Origin of the sequence: Streptomyces sp. NPDC058335 (genome assembly GCF_042723915.1) — a bacterium.
In the GTDB taxonomy this organism is placed as follows: Bacteria; Actinomycetota; Actinomycetes; order Streptomycetales; family Streptomycetaceae; genus Streptomyces.
On sequence record NZ_JBHXHX010000012.1, the window covers coordinates 113,892 to 132,234 of the forward strand.

The 18,343-nt window shown below is 71.5% G+C and carries 15 protein-coding genes; 1 reads left to right on the plus strand and 14 read right to left on the minus strand.

Annotation, left to right across the window (positions count from 1 at the left end; translation table 11 throughout):
- Window positions 1–58: 58 nt before the first annotated feature.
- The 7 genes from topA to bldG form a co-directional block, all read right to left on the minus strand.
- The gene (gene topA, locus ACFWJX_RS24030) at window positions 59–2,905 is read right to left on the minus strand and encodes a type I DNA topoisomerase (RefSeq protein ID WP_383246677.1); all 2,847 of its coding nucleotides are present in this window, start codon (window positions 2,903–2,905) and stop codon (window positions 59–61) included.
- A 280-nt stretch (window positions 2,906–3,185) separates the two neighbouring features.
- Window positions 3,186–3,383, minus strand: coding sequence for a hypothetical protein (locus ACFWJX_RS24035; RefSeq protein ID WP_383246680.1), 198 nt, complete (start codon window positions 3,381–3,383; stop codon window positions 3,186–3,188).
- A gap of 453 nt (window positions 3,384–3,836) precedes the next feature.
- Window positions 3,837–5,354 (minus strand): methyltransferase, encoded by a 1,518-nt coding sequence (locus ACFWJX_RS24040; RefSeq protein WP_383246683.1) that lies wholly within the window; start codon window positions 5,352–5,354, stop codon window positions 3,837–3,839.
- A gap of 28 nt (window positions 5,355–5,382) precedes the next feature.
- Complete coding sequence (locus ACFWJX_RS24045) at window positions 5,383–5,982, minus strand: small secreted protein (protein ID WP_383246686.1); 600 nt, start codon at window positions 5,980–5,982, stop codon at window positions 5,383–5,385.
- Window positions 5,983–6,176: 194 nt separating this feature from the next.
- Complete coding sequence (locus ACFWJX_RS24050; RefSeq protein ID WP_383246689.1) at window positions 6,177–8,582, minus strand: sodium-translocating pyrophosphatase; 2,406 nt, start codon at window positions 8,580–8,582, stop codon at window positions 6,177–6,179.
- Window positions 8,583–8,912: 330 nt separating this feature from the next.
- Entirely contained in the window at window positions 8,913–9,344 is a 432-nt protein-coding gene (locus ACFWJX_RS24055; RefSeq protein WP_383246692.1) for an ATP-binding protein, read from the minus strand.
- A gap of 109 nt (window positions 9,345–9,453) precedes the next feature.
- Window positions 9,454–9,795, minus strand: a complete 342-nt coding sequence (gene bldG / locus ACFWJX_RS24060; protein WP_009189842.1) for an anti-sigma factor antagonist BldG — start codon at window positions 9,793–9,795, stop codon at window positions 9,454–9,456.
- A gap of 81 nt (window positions 9,796–9,876) precedes the next feature.
- Here bldG and ACFWJX_RS24065 point away from each other — a divergent pair, with 81 nt between their 5' ends.
- Complete coding sequence (locus tag ACFWJX_RS24065) at window positions 9,877–12,393, plus strand: DEAD/DEAH box helicase (RefSeq protein WP_383246697.1); 2,517 nt, start codon at window positions 9,877–9,879, stop codon at window positions 12,391–12,393.
- A 342-nt stretch (window positions 12,394–12,735) separates the two neighbouring features.
- Here the strand turns inward: ACFWJX_RS24065 and ACFWJX_RS24070 are convergent, their stop codons facing one another.
- The 7 genes from ACFWJX_RS24070 to ssd all read right to left on the minus strand — a co-directional run bounded on the left by ACFWJX_RS24070 (window position 12,736) and on the right by ssd (window position 18,031).
- Window positions 12,736–13,134, minus strand: a complete 399-nt coding sequence (locus tag ACFWJX_RS24070; RefSeq protein ID WP_383246699.1) for an Rv3654c family TadE-like protein — start codon at window positions 13,132–13,134, stop codon at window positions 12,736–12,738.
- Window positions 13,135–13,217: 83 nt separating this feature from the next.
- Window positions 13,218–13,568: a TadE family type IV pilus minor pilin gene (locus tag ACFWJX_RS24075; protein WP_383246702.1), complete on the minus strand. Its 351-nt coding sequence runs from the start codon at window positions 13,566–13,568 to the stop codon at window positions 13,218–13,220.
- 34 nt (window positions 13,569–13,602) lie between these two features.
- Complete coding sequence (locus tag ACFWJX_RS24080; protein ID WP_383247101.1) at window positions 13,603–13,818, minus strand: DUF4244 domain-containing protein; 216 nt, start codon at window positions 13,816–13,818, stop codon at window positions 13,603–13,605.
- A gap of 190 nt (window positions 13,819–14,008) precedes the next feature.
- Window positions 14,009–14,794, minus strand: coding sequence for a type II secretion system F family protein (locus ACFWJX_RS24085; protein WP_383246705.1), 786 nt, complete (start codon window positions 14,792–14,794; stop codon window positions 14,009–14,011).
- A gap of 62 nt (window positions 14,795–14,856) precedes the next feature.
- A complete protein-coding gene (locus ACFWJX_RS24090; protein ID WP_383246708.1) occupies window positions 14,857–15,735 on the minus strand; it encodes a type II secretion system F family protein in 879 nt (292 codons plus the stop codon).
- On the minus strand, window positions 15,726–16,922 hold the full coding sequence (locus tag ACFWJX_RS24095; RefSeq protein WP_383246711.1) for a TadA family conjugal transfer-associated ATPase: 1,197 nt from the start codon (window positions 16,920–16,922) through the stop codon (window positions 15,726–15,728). The genes ACFWJX_RS24090 and ACFWJX_RS24095 overlap by 10 nt, the downstream gene beginning before the upstream one ends.
- Window positions 16,919–18,031: a septum site-determining protein Ssd gene (gene ssd / locus ACFWJX_RS24100; RefSeq protein ID WP_383246714.1), complete on the minus strand. Its 1,113-nt coding sequence runs from the start codon at window positions 18,029–18,031 to the stop codon at window positions 16,919–16,921. The genes ACFWJX_RS24095 and ssd overlap by 4 nt, the downstream gene beginning before the upstream one ends.
- Window positions 18,032–18,343: the final 312 nt, after the last annotated feature.

The following is an 18,343-nucleotide window of genomic DNA, read 5'->3' on the forward strand; positions in this document are numbered from 1 at the left end:
CCAAAGTGATGCCGGGGCGTGCGTTTTGTGATCCGGTGCCGGGGAACCGCGAGGCGGCTCAGCCCTCGGAAGCCGCTTCCGAAGCGGCCGACTTCGAAGCGGTCGCCTTCTTCGCAGTGGTCTTCTTCGCCGCCGTGGTCGTCTTCGCGGTGGTCTTCTTGGCAGCCGTCTTCTTGGCCGGCGCGGCCTTCTTCGCCGTCGCCTTCTTCGCAGGTGCCTTCTTCGCCGTCTTCTTGGCGGGCGACTTCGCCCGCTTCTCGGCGAGCAGCTCGTAGCCGCGCTCCGGGGTGATGTCCTCGACACTGTCGTCGGAGCGCAGCGTCGCGTTCGTCTCCCCGTCGGTGACGTACGGCCCGAAGCGACCGTCCTTGACGACCACCGGCTTCTGGCTGACCGGGTCCTCGCCCAGCTCCTTCAGCGGCGGCTTGGCCGCGGCCCGGCCGCGCTGCTTGGGCTGGGAGTAGATCTCCAGCGCCTCTTCGAGCGTGATCGTGAAGAGCTGGTCCTCCGTCTGGAGCGACCGCGAGTCCGTGCCCTTCTTCAGGTACGGGCCGTAGCGGCCGTTCTGCGCGGTGATCTCCACGCCCTCGGCGTCCTTGCCGACGACGCGCGGCAGCGACATCAGCTTGAGGGCGTCCTCGAGCGTGACCGTGTCCAGGGACATCGACTTGAACAGCGAGGCCGTACGCGGCTTGACGGCGTTCTTGCCGGTCTTCGGGGTGCCCTCGGGGAGCACCTCGGTGACATACGGGCCGTACCGGCCGTCCCGGGCGATGATCTGATGGCCCGTCGACGGATCGGCGCCCAGCTCGAAGTCGCCGCTCGGCTTGGCGAGCAGCTCCTCCGCGTACTCGACGGACAGCTCGTCGGGGGCCAGGTCCTCCGGCACGTCCGCGCGCTGGTGGTTCTCGGAGTCCTTCTCGCCGCGTTCGACGTAGGGGCCGTAGCGGCCCACACGCAGCATGATGTCGTTGCCCACCGGGAACGACGACACCTCGCGCGCGTCGATCGCGCCCAGGTCGGTCACCAGCTCCTTGAGACCACCGAGGTGGTCCCCGTCGCCGTTGCCCGCCTCGGCCGCTCCGCCGACGGAGGTGCCGGTGCCGGCGCCCTCACCGAAGTAGAACCGCTTCAGCCACGGCACGGCCTTCGCCTCACCGCGGGCGATGCGGTCGAGGTCGTCCTCCATCCTGGCGGTGAAGTCGTAGTCGACGAGCCGCCCGAAGTGCTTCTCCAGGAGGTTGACCACGGCGAAGGAGAGGAACGACGGGACGAGCGCCGTGCCCTTCTTGAAGACGTAACCGCGGTCGAGGATCGTGCCGATGATCGACGCGTACGTCGACGGGCGGCCGATCTCGCGCTCTTCCAGCTCCTTGACCAGGGAGGCCTCGGTGTAACGGGCCGGGGGCTTGGTGGCGTGCCCGTCGACCGTGATCTCCTCGGCGCCGAGCGCGTCGCCCTCGGCGACCTGGGGGAGACGGCGTTCGCGGTCGTCCAGCTCGGCGTTCGGGTCGTCGGCGCCTTCGACGTAGGCCTTCAGGAAACCGTGGAAGGTGATCGTCTTGCCGGAGGCGCTGAACTCGACGTCCCGGCCGTCGGCCGCCGTGCCGCCGATCTTCACCGTGACCGAGTTGCCGGTCGCGTCCTTCATCTGGGAGGCGACGGTCCGCTTCCAGATCAGCTCGTACAGCCTGAACTGGTCGCCGGTCAGGCCGGTCTCGGCCGGGGTGCGGAAACGATCACCCGAGGGGCGGATCGCCTCGTGCGCCTCCTGCGCGTTCTTGACCTTCCCGGCGTACGTGCGCGGCTGCGCCGGCAGGTAGTCGGCGCCGTACAGCTGCGTGACCTGGGCGCGGGCGGCGGTGATCGCCGTCTCCGACAGGGTGGTGGAGTCCGTACGCATGTAGGTGATGAAGCCGTTCTCGTACAGCTTCTGCGCCACCTGCATCGTCGCCTTCGCACCGAAGCCGAGCTTGCGCGAGGCCTCCTGCTGAAGCGTCGTCGTACGGAACGGGGCGTACGGCGAGCGGCGGTACGGCTTCGACTCGACGGACCGCACCGAGAACCGGGTGCTGTCCAGGGCGGCGGCCAGCGCGCGGGCGTCGGCCTCGCCGAGGTGGAGGGTGTTCGCGCTCTTGATCTGTCCCAGGGAGTCGAAGTCGCGGCCCTGCGCGACCCGCCTGCCGTCGACAGTCTGGAGGCGGGCGACCAGCGACGACGGGTCCGACGCGTCCCCCGCGCGGCCGGTCGCGAAGGTGCCCGTCAGGTCCCAGTACTCAGCAGAACGGAAAGCGATGCGCTCGCGTTCCCGCTCCACGACAAGCCGGGTGGCGACCGACTGGACACGGCCGGCCGACAGGCGCGGCATGACCTTCTTCCACAGGACCGGCGAGACCTCGTAGCCGTAGAGGCGGTCGAGGATGCGGCGGGTCTCCTGGGCGTCGACCAGCTTCTGGTTCAGCTCGCGCGGGTTGGCGACGGCGGCCTGGATCGCGGCCTTGGTGATCTCGTGGAAGACCATCCGCTTGACCGGGACCTTGGGCTTGAGCACCTCCTGGAGATGCCAGGCGATCGCCTCGCCCTCGCGGTCCTCATCGGTGGCGAGGAAGAGTTCGTCGGAGTCCTTCAGCAGGTCCTTGAGCTTCTTGACCTGGGCCCTCTTGTCGGCATTGACGACGTAGATGGGCTGGAAGTCGTTGTCGACGTCCACCCCGAGGCGGCGCACCTCGCCGGTGTACTTCTCGGGCACCTCGGCGGCGCCGTTGGGGAGGTCGCGGATGTGCCCGACGCTCGCTTCGACGACGTAGCCGGGGCCGAGATAGCCCTTGATCGTCTTCGCCTTGGCAGGCGACTCGACGATGACGAGTCGGCGGCCGCCGTGTGCGGTGTCGCTGGTCGGGGACAACTTCGCTCTTCTCTCCGGTCGACGCTGGGGTGTCTCCCCAGGCCTTGGCTCCCGGGGTCGGGTCATGCTGACGCTGCGGAGTGTGACGGTACATCCCGCCCCCGTGTCAAACGGGAAAAGCCCGCAACGGCCACTCGAACGGTAACCCGACTACCGCCATTCCTGCCGCCCGGCGTGTCCACCGGCTCTTTCCGGCCTCACCGGAGCGCCAGCTGTCAATTGTCCGCCGCGATCCCTTGCGCAGATCTCACAAGGGTCCGAACAAGATCCCCGAGAGCATTCAGAGGCGGGTGAAGCACCACGCGCCGACAGCCAGCGCGACGACCGCGACGAGCGTCGCGACGGTCACGGATGCGACAGGTCTCACACCGTGGGCGACAGGCTGCCGTTGCCGCACGCGCACCGCGGTCCACGCCAGCAGACCGCCCCCGAACAGTGCGAACACCATTCCGGCGAAGATCGCCGGTCCGCTCTCCATGATCGCCCGCGCCCCTTTTCTCCACCCGCGCGTGTCCCGTCGCCCGGAGACTGACACGCACGGGCGGCGCCCGGACGAACCCGAGGTGAACGCCGGCTCTACGGGCGGGGGCCGGGTCACCGGCGGCGAGTACCGGGGCCGGGAGCGGCCGGCGGGCGCTGTCCTTGGGAACCAGCGGCACGTGCGATGGGCGTCACACCGCCCGCGCGCGGCCCTCGTCGCCCGGCGAACCGGGCGGCGCCACATCCGGAACGGGGTGAGCGCCCGCAACACGCCGAATTCGATGACGCGGATCTCGGTCGCTCCCGTGACGCCGTTCTCCCGTGTCGTTCTTCTCTCACATCCTTCCCTCACGTCCTTCTGTCACCGCCTTTTCGCAATCGAGAGGGCGGTTTACCGCCGTCGTGCCGTTGCGAACGGTCGGTGAGAGAAGGACGTCGGCCTGTTTCGCTCTCAGGCCGGCTCCAGGAACCCCTGCTCCACCAGCAAACGGATCTGCGCGGGCGTACGGTCGCGCAGCAGGACCGGGTCCTCGCCGACGAGCTGAGCGATGGCGTCCAGGATTCGGCCCGCGCTCAGCGAGCCGTCGCACACGCCGGCGAACCCCGCTCCGACGGTGTCCACCTTGGTCGCGCGGCGCATGCCGCGGTTCTGGCGCAGCACCACGTGCTCGGGGTCCTCGGCGCCGGGCAGCCCGACCTGCTCCTGCACGACCTCCGCGGCGAGCCGGAAGCGCGCCGCGAGCAGGGCCGCGTCGTCGTGCCCGCGGAGATAGTCGACGCGCTCGAAGTGGGCCCTGATCGTGTCCCCGAGCGGCTGCTCGACGGGGTGCGGCCACTCCTCCAGGGTGATCGTGGGCTCGTCGGAAGCGGTTCGGCGCAGGGTGATCCAGCCGAAGCCGACGGCCTTCACCTTCCGCGCCTCGAACTCGTCGAGCCACGCGTCGTACCGCGCGCGGTACTCCGCCGGGTCGCCCTGATGGTCACCGGCGTCCCTGAGCCACAGCTCGGCGTACTGCGTGATGTCCTGCACCTCGCGCTGCACGATCCACGCGTCACAACCGCGCGGCACCCAGGACCTGAGTCTGTCCTGCCAGTCCTCCCCCTCGACGTGCTGCCAGTTGGCGAGGAACTGCGCGAACCCGCCCACGTTCAGCCGTTCCCCCGCCCCCTGAACGAGCGAGCGGCAGAGATCGTCCCCGCCCATCCCGCCGTCGCGGTACGTCAGCCGAGCGCCGGGCGAGATGACGAACGGCGGATTGGACACGATGAGGTCGAACGTCTCGTCGTCCCGGACCGGTTCGAACAGCGAGCCCTCGCGCAGATCCGCGGCGGGCGCGCCGGACAGGGCCAGGGTGAGCGCGGTGATGTGCAGCGCGCGCGGGTTGAGGTCCGTCGCCGTCACGCGCGTGGCGTGTCGGACGGCGTGCAGCGCCTGGATCCCGGAGCCGGTGCCGAGGTCCAGCGCGGCGGAGACGGGGGTGCGGACGGTGATCCCGGCGAGCGTCGTGGACGCCCCGCCGACGCCCAGGACGACGCCCTCGGCGCTGCTGCCGACACCGCCGGCCCCGCCGACGGCGCAGCCCAGGTCGGACACGATGAACCAGTCCTCGCCGTCCGGCCCGCCGAAGGGCCGGACGTCCACGGTGGCGGCGATGTCGTCCGCGCCCGCGCGGGTCAGCCAGCCGGTCTCGACGCACGCGTGCACGGGCAGCACGTCCTGCACGCGCGCGTAGGGCACCGGCTGCTGGAGCAGGAAGAGACGGACGAGCGTCTCCAGCGGCGTGTCCCCGCGGGTCGCGCGCAGCGCGGGCACGGTCTCGCTGCGCGCGAGGGCCGCGTACGCGGGGGCGCCGAGCAGGTCGAGGAGGCCGTCGGCGGTGAAGGAGGCCGCGAGCAGGGCCTCGCGCAGCCTGGCGGCGACGTCCGGGTGGTCGGCGGAGGGCAGGGGGGACTGGGTGGCGTTACTCACGCCCCCATTGTGTCCCGCGGTGACCGGCTCAGCTGTCGGTGGCCGACGCGGACTCGGCGGCCTTCTTGCAGCCGGCCTGCTTGGCCACGGCCTGCTTGACGTCGCCCTGCTCCAGGCTCTGCAGTGCCGTGACCGCGCCCTTGTACTGCTGGGACACGTCCTTCATCTGCTTCGAGACGTCATCGAGCCCGGTGGCGAACTTGCCCTGGTCCTTCGTGTCGAGCGCGTCGACCTGCTTCTTCAGATCGGCGTAGGACTCGGACAGGACCGTGAGCTTCTGTACGGCGTCCTGGTGCTTTTTCGCGCTGCCTTCGACGCCCGGAGGCGCACCGGCGCTCTCGAGAGCGGTCGCGCGCCCCTTGAACCCGTCGGACAGATCCTGGAAGGCCTGGGAGTCGGTCTTCTGGAGATCCTCCGGCGCGCCGTTCTTGGCGACCTTCGCCAGCGCGTCATAGGCGGCAACGATCTTCGCCTGCTGGGCGGGGACCGTCTCGCAGACCTGCTTGGCCCAGGCGTCCAGTTCCTTGTTGTCCTTCTCCTCGCTGCATCCCGACAGCGCCAGTACGAGTACCGCACCGCCGGACAGTGCGGCCGCGAGCTTCTTGTTCACCGGTTTGGTCCCTTCCATGGCTCTCGGCCCCGGAACATACACGCCGACCAGGTGACAACCCCAGACTGGATATCCGTTTCATATGCCTTTGAGGCTGTTTGAACCAAGAGAGAGAAGGCTCACGGCCATGGCGCACACGCAGCGAGGCGGGCGGCCGACGCGTCAACACGCGTCGCCCGCCCGCCCTTTGAGCTGCGGGTCCGACCCGGTCCCTAGGAAACCACCGCCGGATCCGTCGACTTGGCCGACTCGTCGGCGTCGCCCTCCTCACCCATGGCGATGCCACGCCGCTTGGAGACGTAGACCGCGCCGACGATCACCGCGAGCGCGAGGACCGCGATCGTGATCCGTACGCCGAGGTTCTTGTCGTCGCCGTAGCTGAAATTGATCACCGCGGGCGCGATGAGCAGCGCCACCAGGTTCATGACCTTCAGCAGTGGGTTGATCGCGGGTCCCGCGGTGTCCTTGAAGGGGTCGCCGACGGTGTCGCCGATGACGGTCGCCGCGTGGGCCTCGCTGCCCTTCCCGCCGTGGTGGCCGTCCTCGACGAGCTTCTTGGCGTTGTCCCAGGCGCCACCGGAGTTGGCGAGGAACACGGCCATCAGCGTGCCCGCGCCGATCGCGCCCGCGAGGAAGGCGCCGAGCGCGCCGACGCCGAGCGTGAACCCGACGAAGACCGGCGCCAGCACCGCGAGCAGTCCGGGCGTGGCGAGTTCCCGCAGAGCATCCCTGGTGCAGATGTCGACGACCTTGCCGTACTCCGGCGTCTCGCTGTAGTTCATGATCCCGGGCCTCTCCCGGAACTGCCGCCGCACCTCGTAGACCACGGAACCCGCCGACCGCGACACCGCGTTGATCGCCAGTCCCGAGAAGAGGAAGACGACCGCCGCGCCCGCGATCAGCCCGACCAGGTTGTTGGGCTGCGAGATGTCCATCATCAGGGTCATCGGCGCGCCGTCCCCGGAGAGTTCCTCGCCGACGTCCCGCGCGCCGGTGGTGATGGCGTCGCGGTACGACCCGAAGAGCGCCGACGCCGCCAGCACGGCCGTGGCGATGGCGATGCCCTTGGTGATGGCCTTGGTGGTGTTGCCGACGGCGTCCAGGTCGGTGAGCACCTGCGCGCCCGCGCCCTGCACGTCGCCGGACATCTCGGCGATGCCCTGCGCGTTGTCGGAGACGGGTCCGAAGGTGTCCATCGCGACGATCACGCCGACCGTGGTGAGCAGGCCGGTGCCGGCCAGGGCCACCGCGAACAGCGCCAGCATGATGGACGTACCGCCGAGCAGGAACGCCCCGTACACGCCCAGGCCGATCAACAGGGCGGTGTAGACGGCCGATTCGAGGCCGAGGGAGATTCCGGCGAGGACGACGGTGGCCGGGCCGGTCAGCGAGGTCTTGCCGATGTCGCGCACCGGGCGGCGCGTGGTCTCGGTGAAGTAGCCGGTGAGCTGCTGGATGACGGCGGCCAGGAGGATGCCGATCACCACCGCGACGAGGGCGAGGATGCGCGGGTCGCCGTTCTTGCCCTGGATCGCCGCGTCGGTGACGCCGTCGAGGTCGGCGTACTTCCCCGGGAGGTAGACGAACACGGCCACGGCGACCAGCACGATCGAGACCACCGCGGAGATGAAGAAGCCGCGGTTGATCGCGGACATGCCACTGCGGTCGGAGCGGCGCGGCGCGACCGCGAAGATGCCGATCATGGCCGTGATCACACCGATCGCGGGCACGAGAAGCGGGAACGCGAGTCCGGCGTCGCCGAAGGCCACCTTGCCGAGGATCAGCGCGGCGACCAGCGTGACGGCGTACGACTCGAAGAGGTCGGCCGCCATGCCCGCGCAGTCGCCGACGTTGTCGCCCACGTTGTCGGCGATGGTCGCGGCATTGCGCGGATCGTCCTCCGGGATACCCTTTTCGACCTTGCCGACCAGGTCGGCGCCCACGTCTGCGGCCTTGGTGAAGATGCCGCCGCCGACCCTCATGAACATCGCGATGAGCGCCGCGCCGAGACCGAAGCCCTCGAGGACCTTCGGCGCGTCGGCCGCGTACACCAGCACCACGCAGGAGGCGCCGAGCAGACCGAGCCCCACCGTGAACATGCCGACCACGCCGCCCGTGCGAAATGCGATCTTCATCGCCTTGTGCGAAACGGCGGTGAGATCCTTTTCCGGTTCGCCTTCCGCCGGAGTCGCTTCCCGGGCCGCCGCGGCGACACGCACATTGCTGCGCACGGCGAGCCACATGCCGATATAACCGGTGACCGCCGAGAAGGCCGCACCGACCAGGAAGAAGATCGATCGACCGGCGCGTTGATTCCAGTCGTCCGCGGGCAGCAGCATGAGCAGGAAGAACACCAGGACGGCGAATACGCCGAGGGTGCGCAACTGCCGGGTCAGATAGGCGTTGGCGCCCTCCTGGATCGCCGCCGCGATCTTCTTCATGCTGTCGGTGCCCTCGCCCGCCGCGAGCACCTGGCGCAGCAGCACGCCCGCGACCACGAGTGCGGCCAGTGCGACAACCCCGATGACCACCACGAGGAGTCGGTTGCCGTCGGTCAACACCGCGGCCGCGAAGGTTGTGGAGTGGTCCAACCGATGAGGGGTAGAAAGCCCCGCCATTCGTCCTCCTTGACGCTTGGGCTGAGCTCAAGATGTGGACGGATTGTAGGTACCGGAACCTGATCAAAACAGTGTGCGGTAAACGGAATTCGCCTTCGCACGCAAATCCGCCACAGTAATGCCTTCAAGGCATTGTCGTTCGTGAACGAATTCACGAAATTCGCGGCAAGATTCACTTCCCCGCACGGCAAGATTCACTTCACCAAGATTCACTTCCTGGGACCACTGTAAGCGCGCCGTCGCACCTGCGCACATGCCGAAGGGCCCCACCGGAGTGGGGCCCTTCGGTACATGTCTGTCCGGCCGGGCCGGACGGGTGGCGCGCCGGGGTCAGCCGAGCGCCGTGGCCGGCGGTGCGGTCGGCCACGTCATACGAATCAGCCCGCCGTGTTCGCCGGCGGTGACCTCCACGTCGTCGACGAGGCCGCTGATGACCGCGAGGCCCATCTCGTCCTCCTCGGCGTCCACGTCGATGTCGCCGGAACCCTGCACCCGGTCACCGGGCGCGATCCGCGGGGCCTCGTCCCCCACCTCGATGGAGAACTGCTTCTCCTCCTCGATGAGCGACACCTTCACCGGGGCGGTGATGCCACCGCTCTGATGGAGTCCGACGGCACGAGTGCAGGCCTCGCCGACGGCGAGCCTGACCTCGTCGAGAACGGCCTCGTCCACTCCGGACCTGCGCGCCACCGCCGCCGCCACCAGTCGGGCGGTCCTGACGTGCTCGGGCAGCGCGCTGAAGCGGAGCTCAACGGTGGCCATGCATCCCCCTCGGAACTACGGGCGTGCTGTCGGGGGGCCGGGCTGCCGAGAGCCCGGTACCCCGGAGTTCAACTGGGCCGTCCGGGCCACGAGGGCCCGGACGGAGTGGTCAGTCGGTGGCCGCGACCGCTTCGTCGACCGAGGTGTGAATCGGGAACACCTTGGTCAGACCGGTGATGCGGAAGATCTTCAGAATGCGCTCCTGGTTGCAGACCAGGCGCAGCGAGCCCTCATGGGCACGCACCCGCTTCAAGCCACCGACCAGCACGCCGAGCCCGGTGGAGTCGAGGAAATCCACGCCCTCCATATCGACGACAAGGTGAAAATTGCCGTCGTTCACCAGCTCGACCAGCTGCTCGCGCAACTTGGGCGCGGTATATACGTCGATTTCGCCACCGACCTCGACGACCGTACGATCGCCGACGGTACGGGTCGACAGGGACAGGTCCACGGATCCTCCAGCACCTTGCTATCGAGCGGTCGTCCCTCGGAACTCCTGGGCAGGAGCCCCCGGGACGGTACGCCAGCCGCGATGGCATTCAATCACTTACCGGCAGGCGTGCACGACGCCTTGGCTCCATTGTCCGTCACGCCAGTGACACACTCGGTGCCGATGGCCAAGAATCACCGATCCGATCGACCCTCCGCACAACCCGCGTCCCGCCTGTCGCCGGGCCAGATCCTGGACCGGCTCGCCCCGGGACCGAGCCGGGCGTCGCGCATCACTCATACGGAGCATGTGCCCCCGCGCGCGGGCCGCCATGCCGTCTGGCCTGACCGGATTCGTTCGGAGGTCATCGCGGCCGTCCAGGCCTGCGGTATCGAGCACCCCTGGGCGCACCAGGCCGCCGCCGCCGAGCACGCTCTGGACGGCGAGTCGGTGGTCGTCGCGACCGGCACCGCCTCCGGGAAGTCCCTGGCGTACCTCGTGCCGGTGCTGTCGGCCCTCCTGGACGGCTCGCAGGCCCCGAACGGCCGCGGCGCCACCGCGCTCTACCTCGCGCCCACCAAGGCCCTGGCGGCGGACCAGTGCCGATCCGTGAAGGAACTTTCACAACCGCTGGGCACCGCGGTGCGCCCGGCCGTGTACGACGGCGACACCCCGGTCGAGGAACGCGAGTGGATCCGCCAGTACGCCAACTACGTCCTCACCAACCCCGACATGCTGCACCGCGGCATCCTCCCGTCCCACCCGCGCTGGTCCTCCTTCCTGAAATCCCTGAAATACGTCGTCATCGACGAGTGCCACACCTACCGGGGCGTGTTCGGCTCCCACGTGGCCCAGGTGCTGCGTCGCCTGCGCCGCCTGTGCGCCCGTTACGGCGCCTCCCCCGTCTTCCTGCTGGCCTCCGCGACCTCCGCCGAGCCCTCGGTGGCCGCCGGCCGCCTCACCGGCCTCCCGGTGGTCGAGGTGGCCGACGACGCCTCACCGCGCGGTGAACTGGTGTTCGCCCTCTGGGAGCCCCCGCTCACCGAGATGCAGGGCGAAAAGGGCGCCCCCGTCCGCCGCACCGCGACCGCCGAGACCGCCGACCTGCTCACCGACCTCGCCGTCCAGGGCGTCCGCACGGTCGCCTTCGTCCGATCCCGGCGCGGAGCCGAGCTGATCTCGCTCATCGCCCAGGAGCGCCTCGCCGAGGTCGACCGCTCGCTGGCCCGGCGTGTCGCGGCCTACCGCGGCGGCTACCTCCCCGAGGAGCGCCGCGCCCTCGAACAGGCCCTGCACTCGGGTGAACTCCTCGGCCTGGCCGCCACGACCGCCCTCGAACTCGGCATCGACGTCTCCGGCCTGGACGCCGTCCTCATCGCCGGATACCCGGGCACCCGCGCCTCCCTGTGGCAGCAGGCGGGACGGGCGGGCCGGTCAGGCCAGGGCGCGCTGGCCGTGCTGGTGGCCCGCGACGACCCGCTGGACACCTTCCTCGTCCACCACCCGGAGGCCCTGTTCGACCGCCCGGTGGAATCGACCGTCCTCGACCCGGACAACCCCTACGTCCTCGCCCCGCACCTGTGCGCGGCCGCCGCCGAACTCCCGCTCACCGAGGACGACCTGGCGCTGTTCGGCCCCGAGACCGAGGCCCTGCTGCCCCAGCTGGAGGCCGCGAAGCTGCTGCGCCGCCGTACGAAGGCCTGGCACTGGACCCGCCGAGAGCGTGCCGCAGACCTCACCGACATCCGCGGCGGGGGCGGTCGGCCGGTCCAGATCGTCGAGTCCGGCACGGGCCGCCTGCTCGGCACGGTCGACGAGGGCGCCGCCCACTCGACCGTCCACGAGGGAGCGGTCCATCTGCACCAGGGCCGCACCTACCTGGTGCGGTCGCTGGACCTCGAGGACTCGGTCGCCCTGGTCGAGGAGGCCAACCCGCCGTATTCGACGGTCGCCCGCGACACGACGGCGGTCTCCGTCCTGGACACGGACGTCGAAATCCCCTGGGGCGACGGCCGGTTGTGCTACGGCTCCGTCGAAGTCACCAACCAAGTGGTCTCCTTCCTGCGTCGGCGTGTCATCACCGGTGAAGTACTGGGCGAGTCGAAACTCGACCTCCCCCCTCGTACGCTGCGCACCCGTGCCGTGTGGTGGACGGTCACCGAGGACCAACTGGACGCCGCCCGCATCAACCCCGAGATCCTCGGCGGAGCCCTGCACGCCGCCGAGCACGCGTCCATCGGCATGCTGCCCCTCTTCGCGACCTGCGACCGCTGGGACATCGGCGGCGTCTCGATCCCCCTGCACCCCGACACCCTCCTCCCCACGGTCTTCGTCTACGACGGCCATCCCGGCGGCGCGGGCTTCGCGGAACGCGCCTTCCACACGGCCGGCTCCTGGCTGACCGCCACCCGCCAGGCCATCGCCTCCTGCGAGTGCGAGGCCGGCTGCCCGTCCTGCATTCAGTCCCCCAAGTGCGGCAACGGCAACGACCCCTTGCACAAGAGAGGCGCGATCAGACTCCTGACCGAGCTGCTGCGGGGAGTGCCGGAGGAGGCCGACGCCATGCTGGCGGGGCTCGGGGCGGTGGACGAAGGGGAGTCGGGGGAGCGGGGGGAGTAGAGGGCTGAACGGCGGCTGGAGCGCGTGGGAGGGGGCTGCGGGGGTGCGGGAGGAGGCTGGGGGCGGGGAGGTCCCCGGAGGGCTGGAGGGGTGCGCTGAGGGGTCTGAGGGACGTGGCGGGTGGGTCGGAGGGGTGAGCCTTGCCGGGGGGCCGGGCCTGGAGGGTGACACCGGGGAGCCTTGCAGGGGGCCGGGGCCGGAGGGCGACACCGGGGAGCCTGGTGAGGTGATCGGCGACGGAGACCACCGCGGGCGGAAGGGGCTGCCCCGCTGATCCGCCGGAGGCGGGCGAGTCGTCGGCGCCACCGGCCCGGAGCCCGCTTGACGGAGATGCGGCCCCGGTCAGTCTCCCGCCTCCGGCACCACCACCGGTGCGTCCGACACCATCGGAGCCACCGGCCCCGCAGGCCCCGCCCTCGCCCTCACCTCCACCGTGAACGGCCCCCGGCCCGCCGCCGCCGTAACGTCCGACACCTCCCCCACGACCACGCACCGCACCAGGCGTGTGCCCTGTGCCCGAGCCAGCCGGTCCGCGCGGGCGCAGGCCGCCTCGGTGCCGTCCGTCCAGTGGTCCGCGGCAGCGAGTGCCGCGAGGTCAGCACCGCCGGCGGCACGGTGCCGGGCCAGGACGGCCTGCCCGAGGGCGAGCACGGCGCCGAAGACCACACACAGCACGGCGATCACAGCGAGGGTCCAGACGGTCGCGGACCCTCGGTCGGCCTGGCACCGGCTGGGGCCCACGAGACCGCCTCTCCAGTGGCGGAGCACAGCAGCTCCCCGGCTCGCCCGTAGACGCGCCGTACCTCCCTCACGCCCCCACCCCCTCATGACCCCGTCCCCCATCCAGCCGTGCCCCCGCTGCCACCGTCCTCCGCCGCCGCCACGCCCTCTTCGCGCACTTCGAACGGCAGCCCTCTCAGCATCGGCGGCTTCGCCACGACGACCACCCGGACCTGGTCGCCCTCCCTGGTGACCGTCACCCGCGCCCCACGCGGTGCCGTTGCCCGCGCCACCTCCACGACCGCGTCGGACGGGTCCTGCCGGGCAGCGGCCCTGGCGCCGGCCCTGGCCGCGTCCACGCACTGGATCTGGACGGTCATGACCAGCAACCCCCACACCAGTGCCATCGCGAACGCCACCAGCACCGGCAGCACCACGGCCGCCTCCGCAGTCACGAACCCCCGGTCCGCGCCTCGCGCCCGGCCCCGCTCACGTCCCCGCACTGAGCGCCCGCTTCACGATGCCCTGCAACTCCGCCGCGACCGCCCCGCTCGTCACGACCTGGTAGAGGGCAACGGCGAACGCCACCGCCGCGACGATTCCCATCGCGTACTCGGACGTCACCATCCCCGCTTCCCTCCGCGCCGCACGCACACGCACCCGGCACACCAGGAAACGCAGCCTCGCTCGTACCGCCTTGCTCATGCCGACCCCCGTGAGTCTCGATCCCATCGCCCGTACCGGTCCTGCCGACCAGCCGAACTGCTTGCTTGAATGTGCTCGAACCTGCTTGAACTGCTCTAGCTGTCGGAATGGTGGGAACTGCTGGCACTGCTGGACCTGCGCGCTGACACCGTGCTGACCGCCCCGGCCCCGACTGCCCGTCAGACACCCCTCACGGTCCACCCCCTCCCAGCGCCCTGCCCGCCAGGCCGATCACGACGGGCACGATGCCGACCGCGATGAAGGCGGGCAGAAAGCACAGCCCCACCGGTGCGGCGACCAGGACGGCCGCCCGTCTGGCCCGAGCTGTGCCGGCGCGGGCCCAGTCGGCGCGGGCGTCGGCCGCGATCCGGGCCACCGGTACCGCCGCCGGGAGACCGGACACGTCGGCCCGCTCCAACAAGCGGGCCAGGGCGTCCGCCCCCGGCGCCGAGGCCAACGTCCGCCAGGCGTCCGAGGGTTCGCCACCCAGCCGGACCTCGGCGGCGCCCCGCGCCAAGGCTCTTCCGACGGGACCGTCCAGCGCCTCGCCCACGGCCTGCGCCGCGATCACCGGCCCCGCGCCCGCCGCGATGCACGCGGCCAGCAGGTCGGCCGCGAGCGGAAGCTGCCGGGCCGCGGCCCGCGCGTCGGCCTCACTCATCGAGTCCGTCGTCTGCTGCCTGCGACGCCACCACCACAGCACCGCCGCCCCGGCCAGCCCCAGGCCGAGACCGACAACGCCACCGCCCACCGTCCACCCGGCGCACACCACCGCCACCTCGGGCAGCCACCGCCGCAGGACCTCCCGCACCCGCGGCCGCGAGATCTCCGTCCTCACCGGCCGGGCCAGCACTTCGGCGAGCCGCTGCCTCGCGCGCCGCCGACGCCGCACCGTGTCCAGCCACCGCACCGCCCACCCCAGGACCACCAGGATCCCCATGGCCACCCCCAGCCTGTGGACAACCTCCGCACTCATCCCGCCTTCCTCTCCCTCTCCCTCACCCGTTCCGCGCCCGTCTCACCGGACCAACCCACCCCTCACGCCCCCTCCGCGCCTCGCACGATGCGCAGCGCCCACCACATCCCCAGCCCCTCGAGCAATCCGCCGACGAGCAGGCAGCCCAGGCCGGCTCCGGTGTGCAGCAGGACGTGCAGCGGGTCCGCGCCGAGTGCAGTGCCCAGGAGGAGTCCCAGGACCGGCAGGCCGGCGAGCATCACCGCCGTGGAGCGCGCTCCCGCCAACTGCGCCCGTAGGTCGGCGCGTTGATCCCGCTCGGCGCGCAGCGCTCCTTGGAGGCGGTCGAGTCCGGCCGCGAGTCCCGCGCCCTGGTCCACGGCCACCCGCCAGCACGCCGCGAGCCCCAACAGGCCACCGGTCCCCGGCTGTCGTGCCGCGCCCGCCAGCGCACCGGGTACGTCCCCGCCGAACCGGGCGGCCGCCAGCACGGCCGCCTGGGCCTCGCCCAGCCCTCCCGAGTCGCGTGCGGCGCACTGCAACGCCTCGCCGGGTTGCCTCCCCGAACGCACCTCCCCAGCGAGCGCCGCGCACAGCGCGATCACCGCGTCAGCCCGGCGCTCGCCCGCCCGCCGCGCCGAGCGGGCCCGCCGCATCCGGCGCAGCAGGGGTACTCCGGCCGCCCCCGCGGCGACCGGCAGGACCGAGCCGCCCAGCACGCCCACGACCAGTCCGACGACCGGTGACCACCATTCGGGCCGCCACCGTCCACGCGCGCGCCGCAGCTCGCGTGCCAGGTCCTGCCAGGACGGTGGCCCACTGCCGACCACTCCTCCCCCGGCCAGCAGCAACTGCGCCCGCCGGGCCGCTGAGTACGGTCCTCCCCACAGCAGGACCGCCACCCCGGCACAGGCAACGGCAGCGTCCATCGGCACCTCACCCATCACGCCGGTCACGCCCATGACTCGCTCCTCCCACTTCGCAGCAGCTCCCTCAGCCGCTCCCAGCCGCGCTCGTACGCGAACGCGTCCGCCTGCCACCGCAGCGCCGGCACGGTCCGCACCAGCCCCGAAGGGTCCCGCTCCAGCACGTGCACCTCGGCGATCCGCCGCCGCCCGGCCGGGTCGCGCACGAGGTGCAGCACGACGGACAGCGCGGCCGCCAACTGGCTGTGCAGAGCCGCCCGGTCGAGCCCGGCCGCCGTGCCGAGCGCTTCCAGCCGGGCCGGGACGTCGGCCGCGGCGTTGGCGTGGACAGTCCCGCACCCGCCTTCGTGGCCGGTATTGAGCGCGGCCAGCAGGTGGACGACCTCGGGCCCGCGCACCTCGCCCACGACCAGCCGGTCCGGCCGCATCCTCAGCGCCTGCCGCACGAGGTCCTCGAGCGTGACCAGGCCGGCGCCCTCCTGGTTGGCGGGCCGGGTCTCCAGCCGGACGACGTGTGGATGGTCCGGCCGCAGTTCCGCCGAGTCCTCCGCCAGCACGATCCGCTCCCCCGGCCCGACCAGCCCGAGAAGTGCGCTGAGCAGCGTGGTCTTACCGCTGCCGGTGCCTCCGCTGACCAGGAACGACAGGCGGGCCCGCAGCAGCTCGCGCAGCACCCTGTCCCCGCCCGGCGGCACCGTGCCCGCGGCCACGAGTTCGTCGAGGGTGAACGCCCGCGGCCGTACCACGCGCAGCGACAGGCAGGTGCAGCCGACGGCCACCGGGGGCAGCACAGCGTGCAGCCTGGTCCCGTCGGGCAGCCGGGCGTCGGCCCAGGGCCGGGCGTCGTCCAGGCGCCGGCCGGCCACCGCGGCCAGACGCTGAGCGAGGCGCCGTACGGCTGCCGTGTCCGGGAAGGAGACGGTGGTCAGCTCCAGGCCGCCGCCCCGGTCCACCCAGACCCGGTCGGGGGCCGACACCAGTACGTCGGTCACCGACGGGTCGGCGAGCAGTGGCTCCAGCGGGCCGCTGCCGACCAGCTCGGAGCGCAACTGTTCGGCCGCTCCGAGAACTTCCGCGTCCCCGAGGACCCGTCCCTGTTCGCGCAGCGCCTGTGCCACGCGCGCCGGTGTCGGTTCGGCTCCGCTCTCGGCGAGCCAATGCCGTACGCCGTCGAGAAGTGCGCCGGATCCTCGCGGCCGGTCGAGCGGGGGCACGGTGCTCATGCGGTGCCTGCCTCGGTCAGGGACCGCTCCCAGAACTCCTTGCAGAAGCGGGCGAGTGGTCCGCGCGCGGACGCGCCGGGCGGTGCCTTGCCGCCGTCCGGACGCAGCAGGCCTGACTCGACAGGCACCTCGCCGACCAGGGGCAGTCCGAGCAGGCGGGCCACCTCACGGTCGTCGAGCCCGGGGGCGTACGGACCGCGTACCGCCACCCTCAGATCGCGCAGGACCATGCCGACGGCGGAGGCCACTCGTCCGGCCGCGGCGACGGCGCGCAGTTCGGCGGGGACCACGAGGAGCCCGACGTCGAGTTGGGCGAGGACCTCGGCGATCCCGTCGTCGATGCGGCGCGGAAGGTCGACGACCACGGTGCCCCCGCGGCGCCGGGCCGCGGCGAGCACCGCCCGTACGGCCTGCGGCGGGATGGCGACGCAGTCGCCACGGTCCCAGCTGAGCACCCGCAGCTGATGCAGTTCGGGCAGCGACTCCTCCAGTGCGCCGCCACCGACGCGTCCGCGTGAGGCGGCGAACGCGGGCCAGCGCAGGCCTTCGACCGTCTCGCCGCCGAGGAGTACGTCGAGTCCGCCGCCCAGGGGATCCGCGTCCACGAGGAGGGTGCGCTGTCCCTCACGCGCGGAGGTGACGGCGAGGGCGCACGCGAGCGTGGACGCTCCGGCTCCGCCGCGCCCGCCGACGACTCCGACGGTGAGGGCGGGCCGCCCGACGCCCTCGGCGACGTCGGCGATCCGGTCGACGAGCCACTGCTCGCCGTCGGGCAGCACCAGGACATGGTCGGCGCCGATCTCGACGGCCCTGCGCCAGACCCCCGAGTCGTCCTGGTCACGCCCGACGAGGACCACCCCGCGGCGGCGGGCGGCACCGCGCACGCGGCGTGCCGCATCGTCGCCGACCAGGACGAGCGGCGCGGACTCCCAGCCGCCGCGCTGCTCGGGCACCGAGTGGTGCACCTCGGGTGTGGCGCCGGCGGCGGCGCACAGCCGCAACAGGTCGTCGAGGAGTGCCGCGTCCTCGGTGACGATCAGTGGCCTGCCCTGCCGCCCTCCGGCGGCGGGCGGCGGGTCGTATGTGACGGCTCCGGTCACGGTTTCCATCCCCCTTCGCCGCGTGGCACGCAGTCCTCTGCGGCCCCGCGATTCCCTTACGTGTGAAGAACCGGCGCCCGGCCTCCATATGCACGTCCGACGGAAACCGGCTCGGGCGGCCGGCAAACGGAACCGGTCCCGAACGCGGCACGAGCGAACGTGTGGGAATCACGGTGCAGCGAACCCGGAAATCGTGTGGATCTTGGTGGATAACTGTGGACGAGTGGGGAGTTGTGAATATCGCCGTCACCCATACCGGTGAGCGTTGTCCGTCCTGTGTACGAAGCCCGCAGAGCAGTCCGACGGCTACACCCCGTGACT

Excerpts from the sequence above, each read along its gene's own strand:
- ACFWJX_RS24035 (WP_383246680.1), bottom strand. The coding sequence starts at position 3,383 with ATGGAGAGCGGACCGGCGATCTTCGCCGGAATGGTGTTCGCACTGTTC.
- ACFWJX_RS24045 (WP_383246686.1), bottom strand. The coding sequence starts at position 5,982 with ATGGAAGGGACCAAACCGGTGAACAAGAAGCTCGCGGCCGCACTGTCC.
- ACFWJX_RS24050 (WP_383246689.1), bottom strand. The coding sequence starts at position 8,582 with ATGGCGGGGCTTTCTACCCCTCATCGGTTGGACCACTCCACAACCTTC.
- ACFWJX_RS24055 (WP_383246692.1), bottom strand. The coding sequence starts at position 9,344 with ATGGCCACCGTTGAGCTCCGCTTCAGCGCGCTGCCCGAGCACGTCAGG.
- ACFWJX_RS24065 (WP_383246697.1), top strand. The coding sequence starts at position 9,877 with ATGGCATTCAATCACTTACCGGCAGGCGTGCACGACGCCTTGGCTCCA.
- ACFWJX_RS24080 (WP_383247101.1), bottom strand. The coding sequence starts at position 13,818 with ATGAGCAAGGCGGTACGAGCGAGGCTGCGTTTCCTGGTGTGCCGGGTG.
- ACFWJX_RS24085 (WP_383246705.1), bottom strand. The coding sequence starts at position 14,794 with ATGAGTGCGGAGGTTGTCCACAGGCTGGGGGTGGCCATGGGGATCCTG.
- ACFWJX_RS24090 (WP_383246708.1), bottom strand. The coding sequence starts at position 15,735 with ATGGGCGTGACCGGCGTGATGGGTGAGGTGCCGATGGACGCTGCCGTT.
- ACFWJX_RS24095 (WP_383246711.1), bottom strand. The coding sequence starts at position 16,922 with ATGAGCACCGTGCCCCCGCTCGACCGGCCGCGAGGATCCGGCGCACTT.
- ssd (WP_383246714.1), bottom strand. The coding sequence starts at position 18,031 with ATGGAAACCGTGACCGGAGCCGTCACATACGACCCGCCGCCCGCCGCC.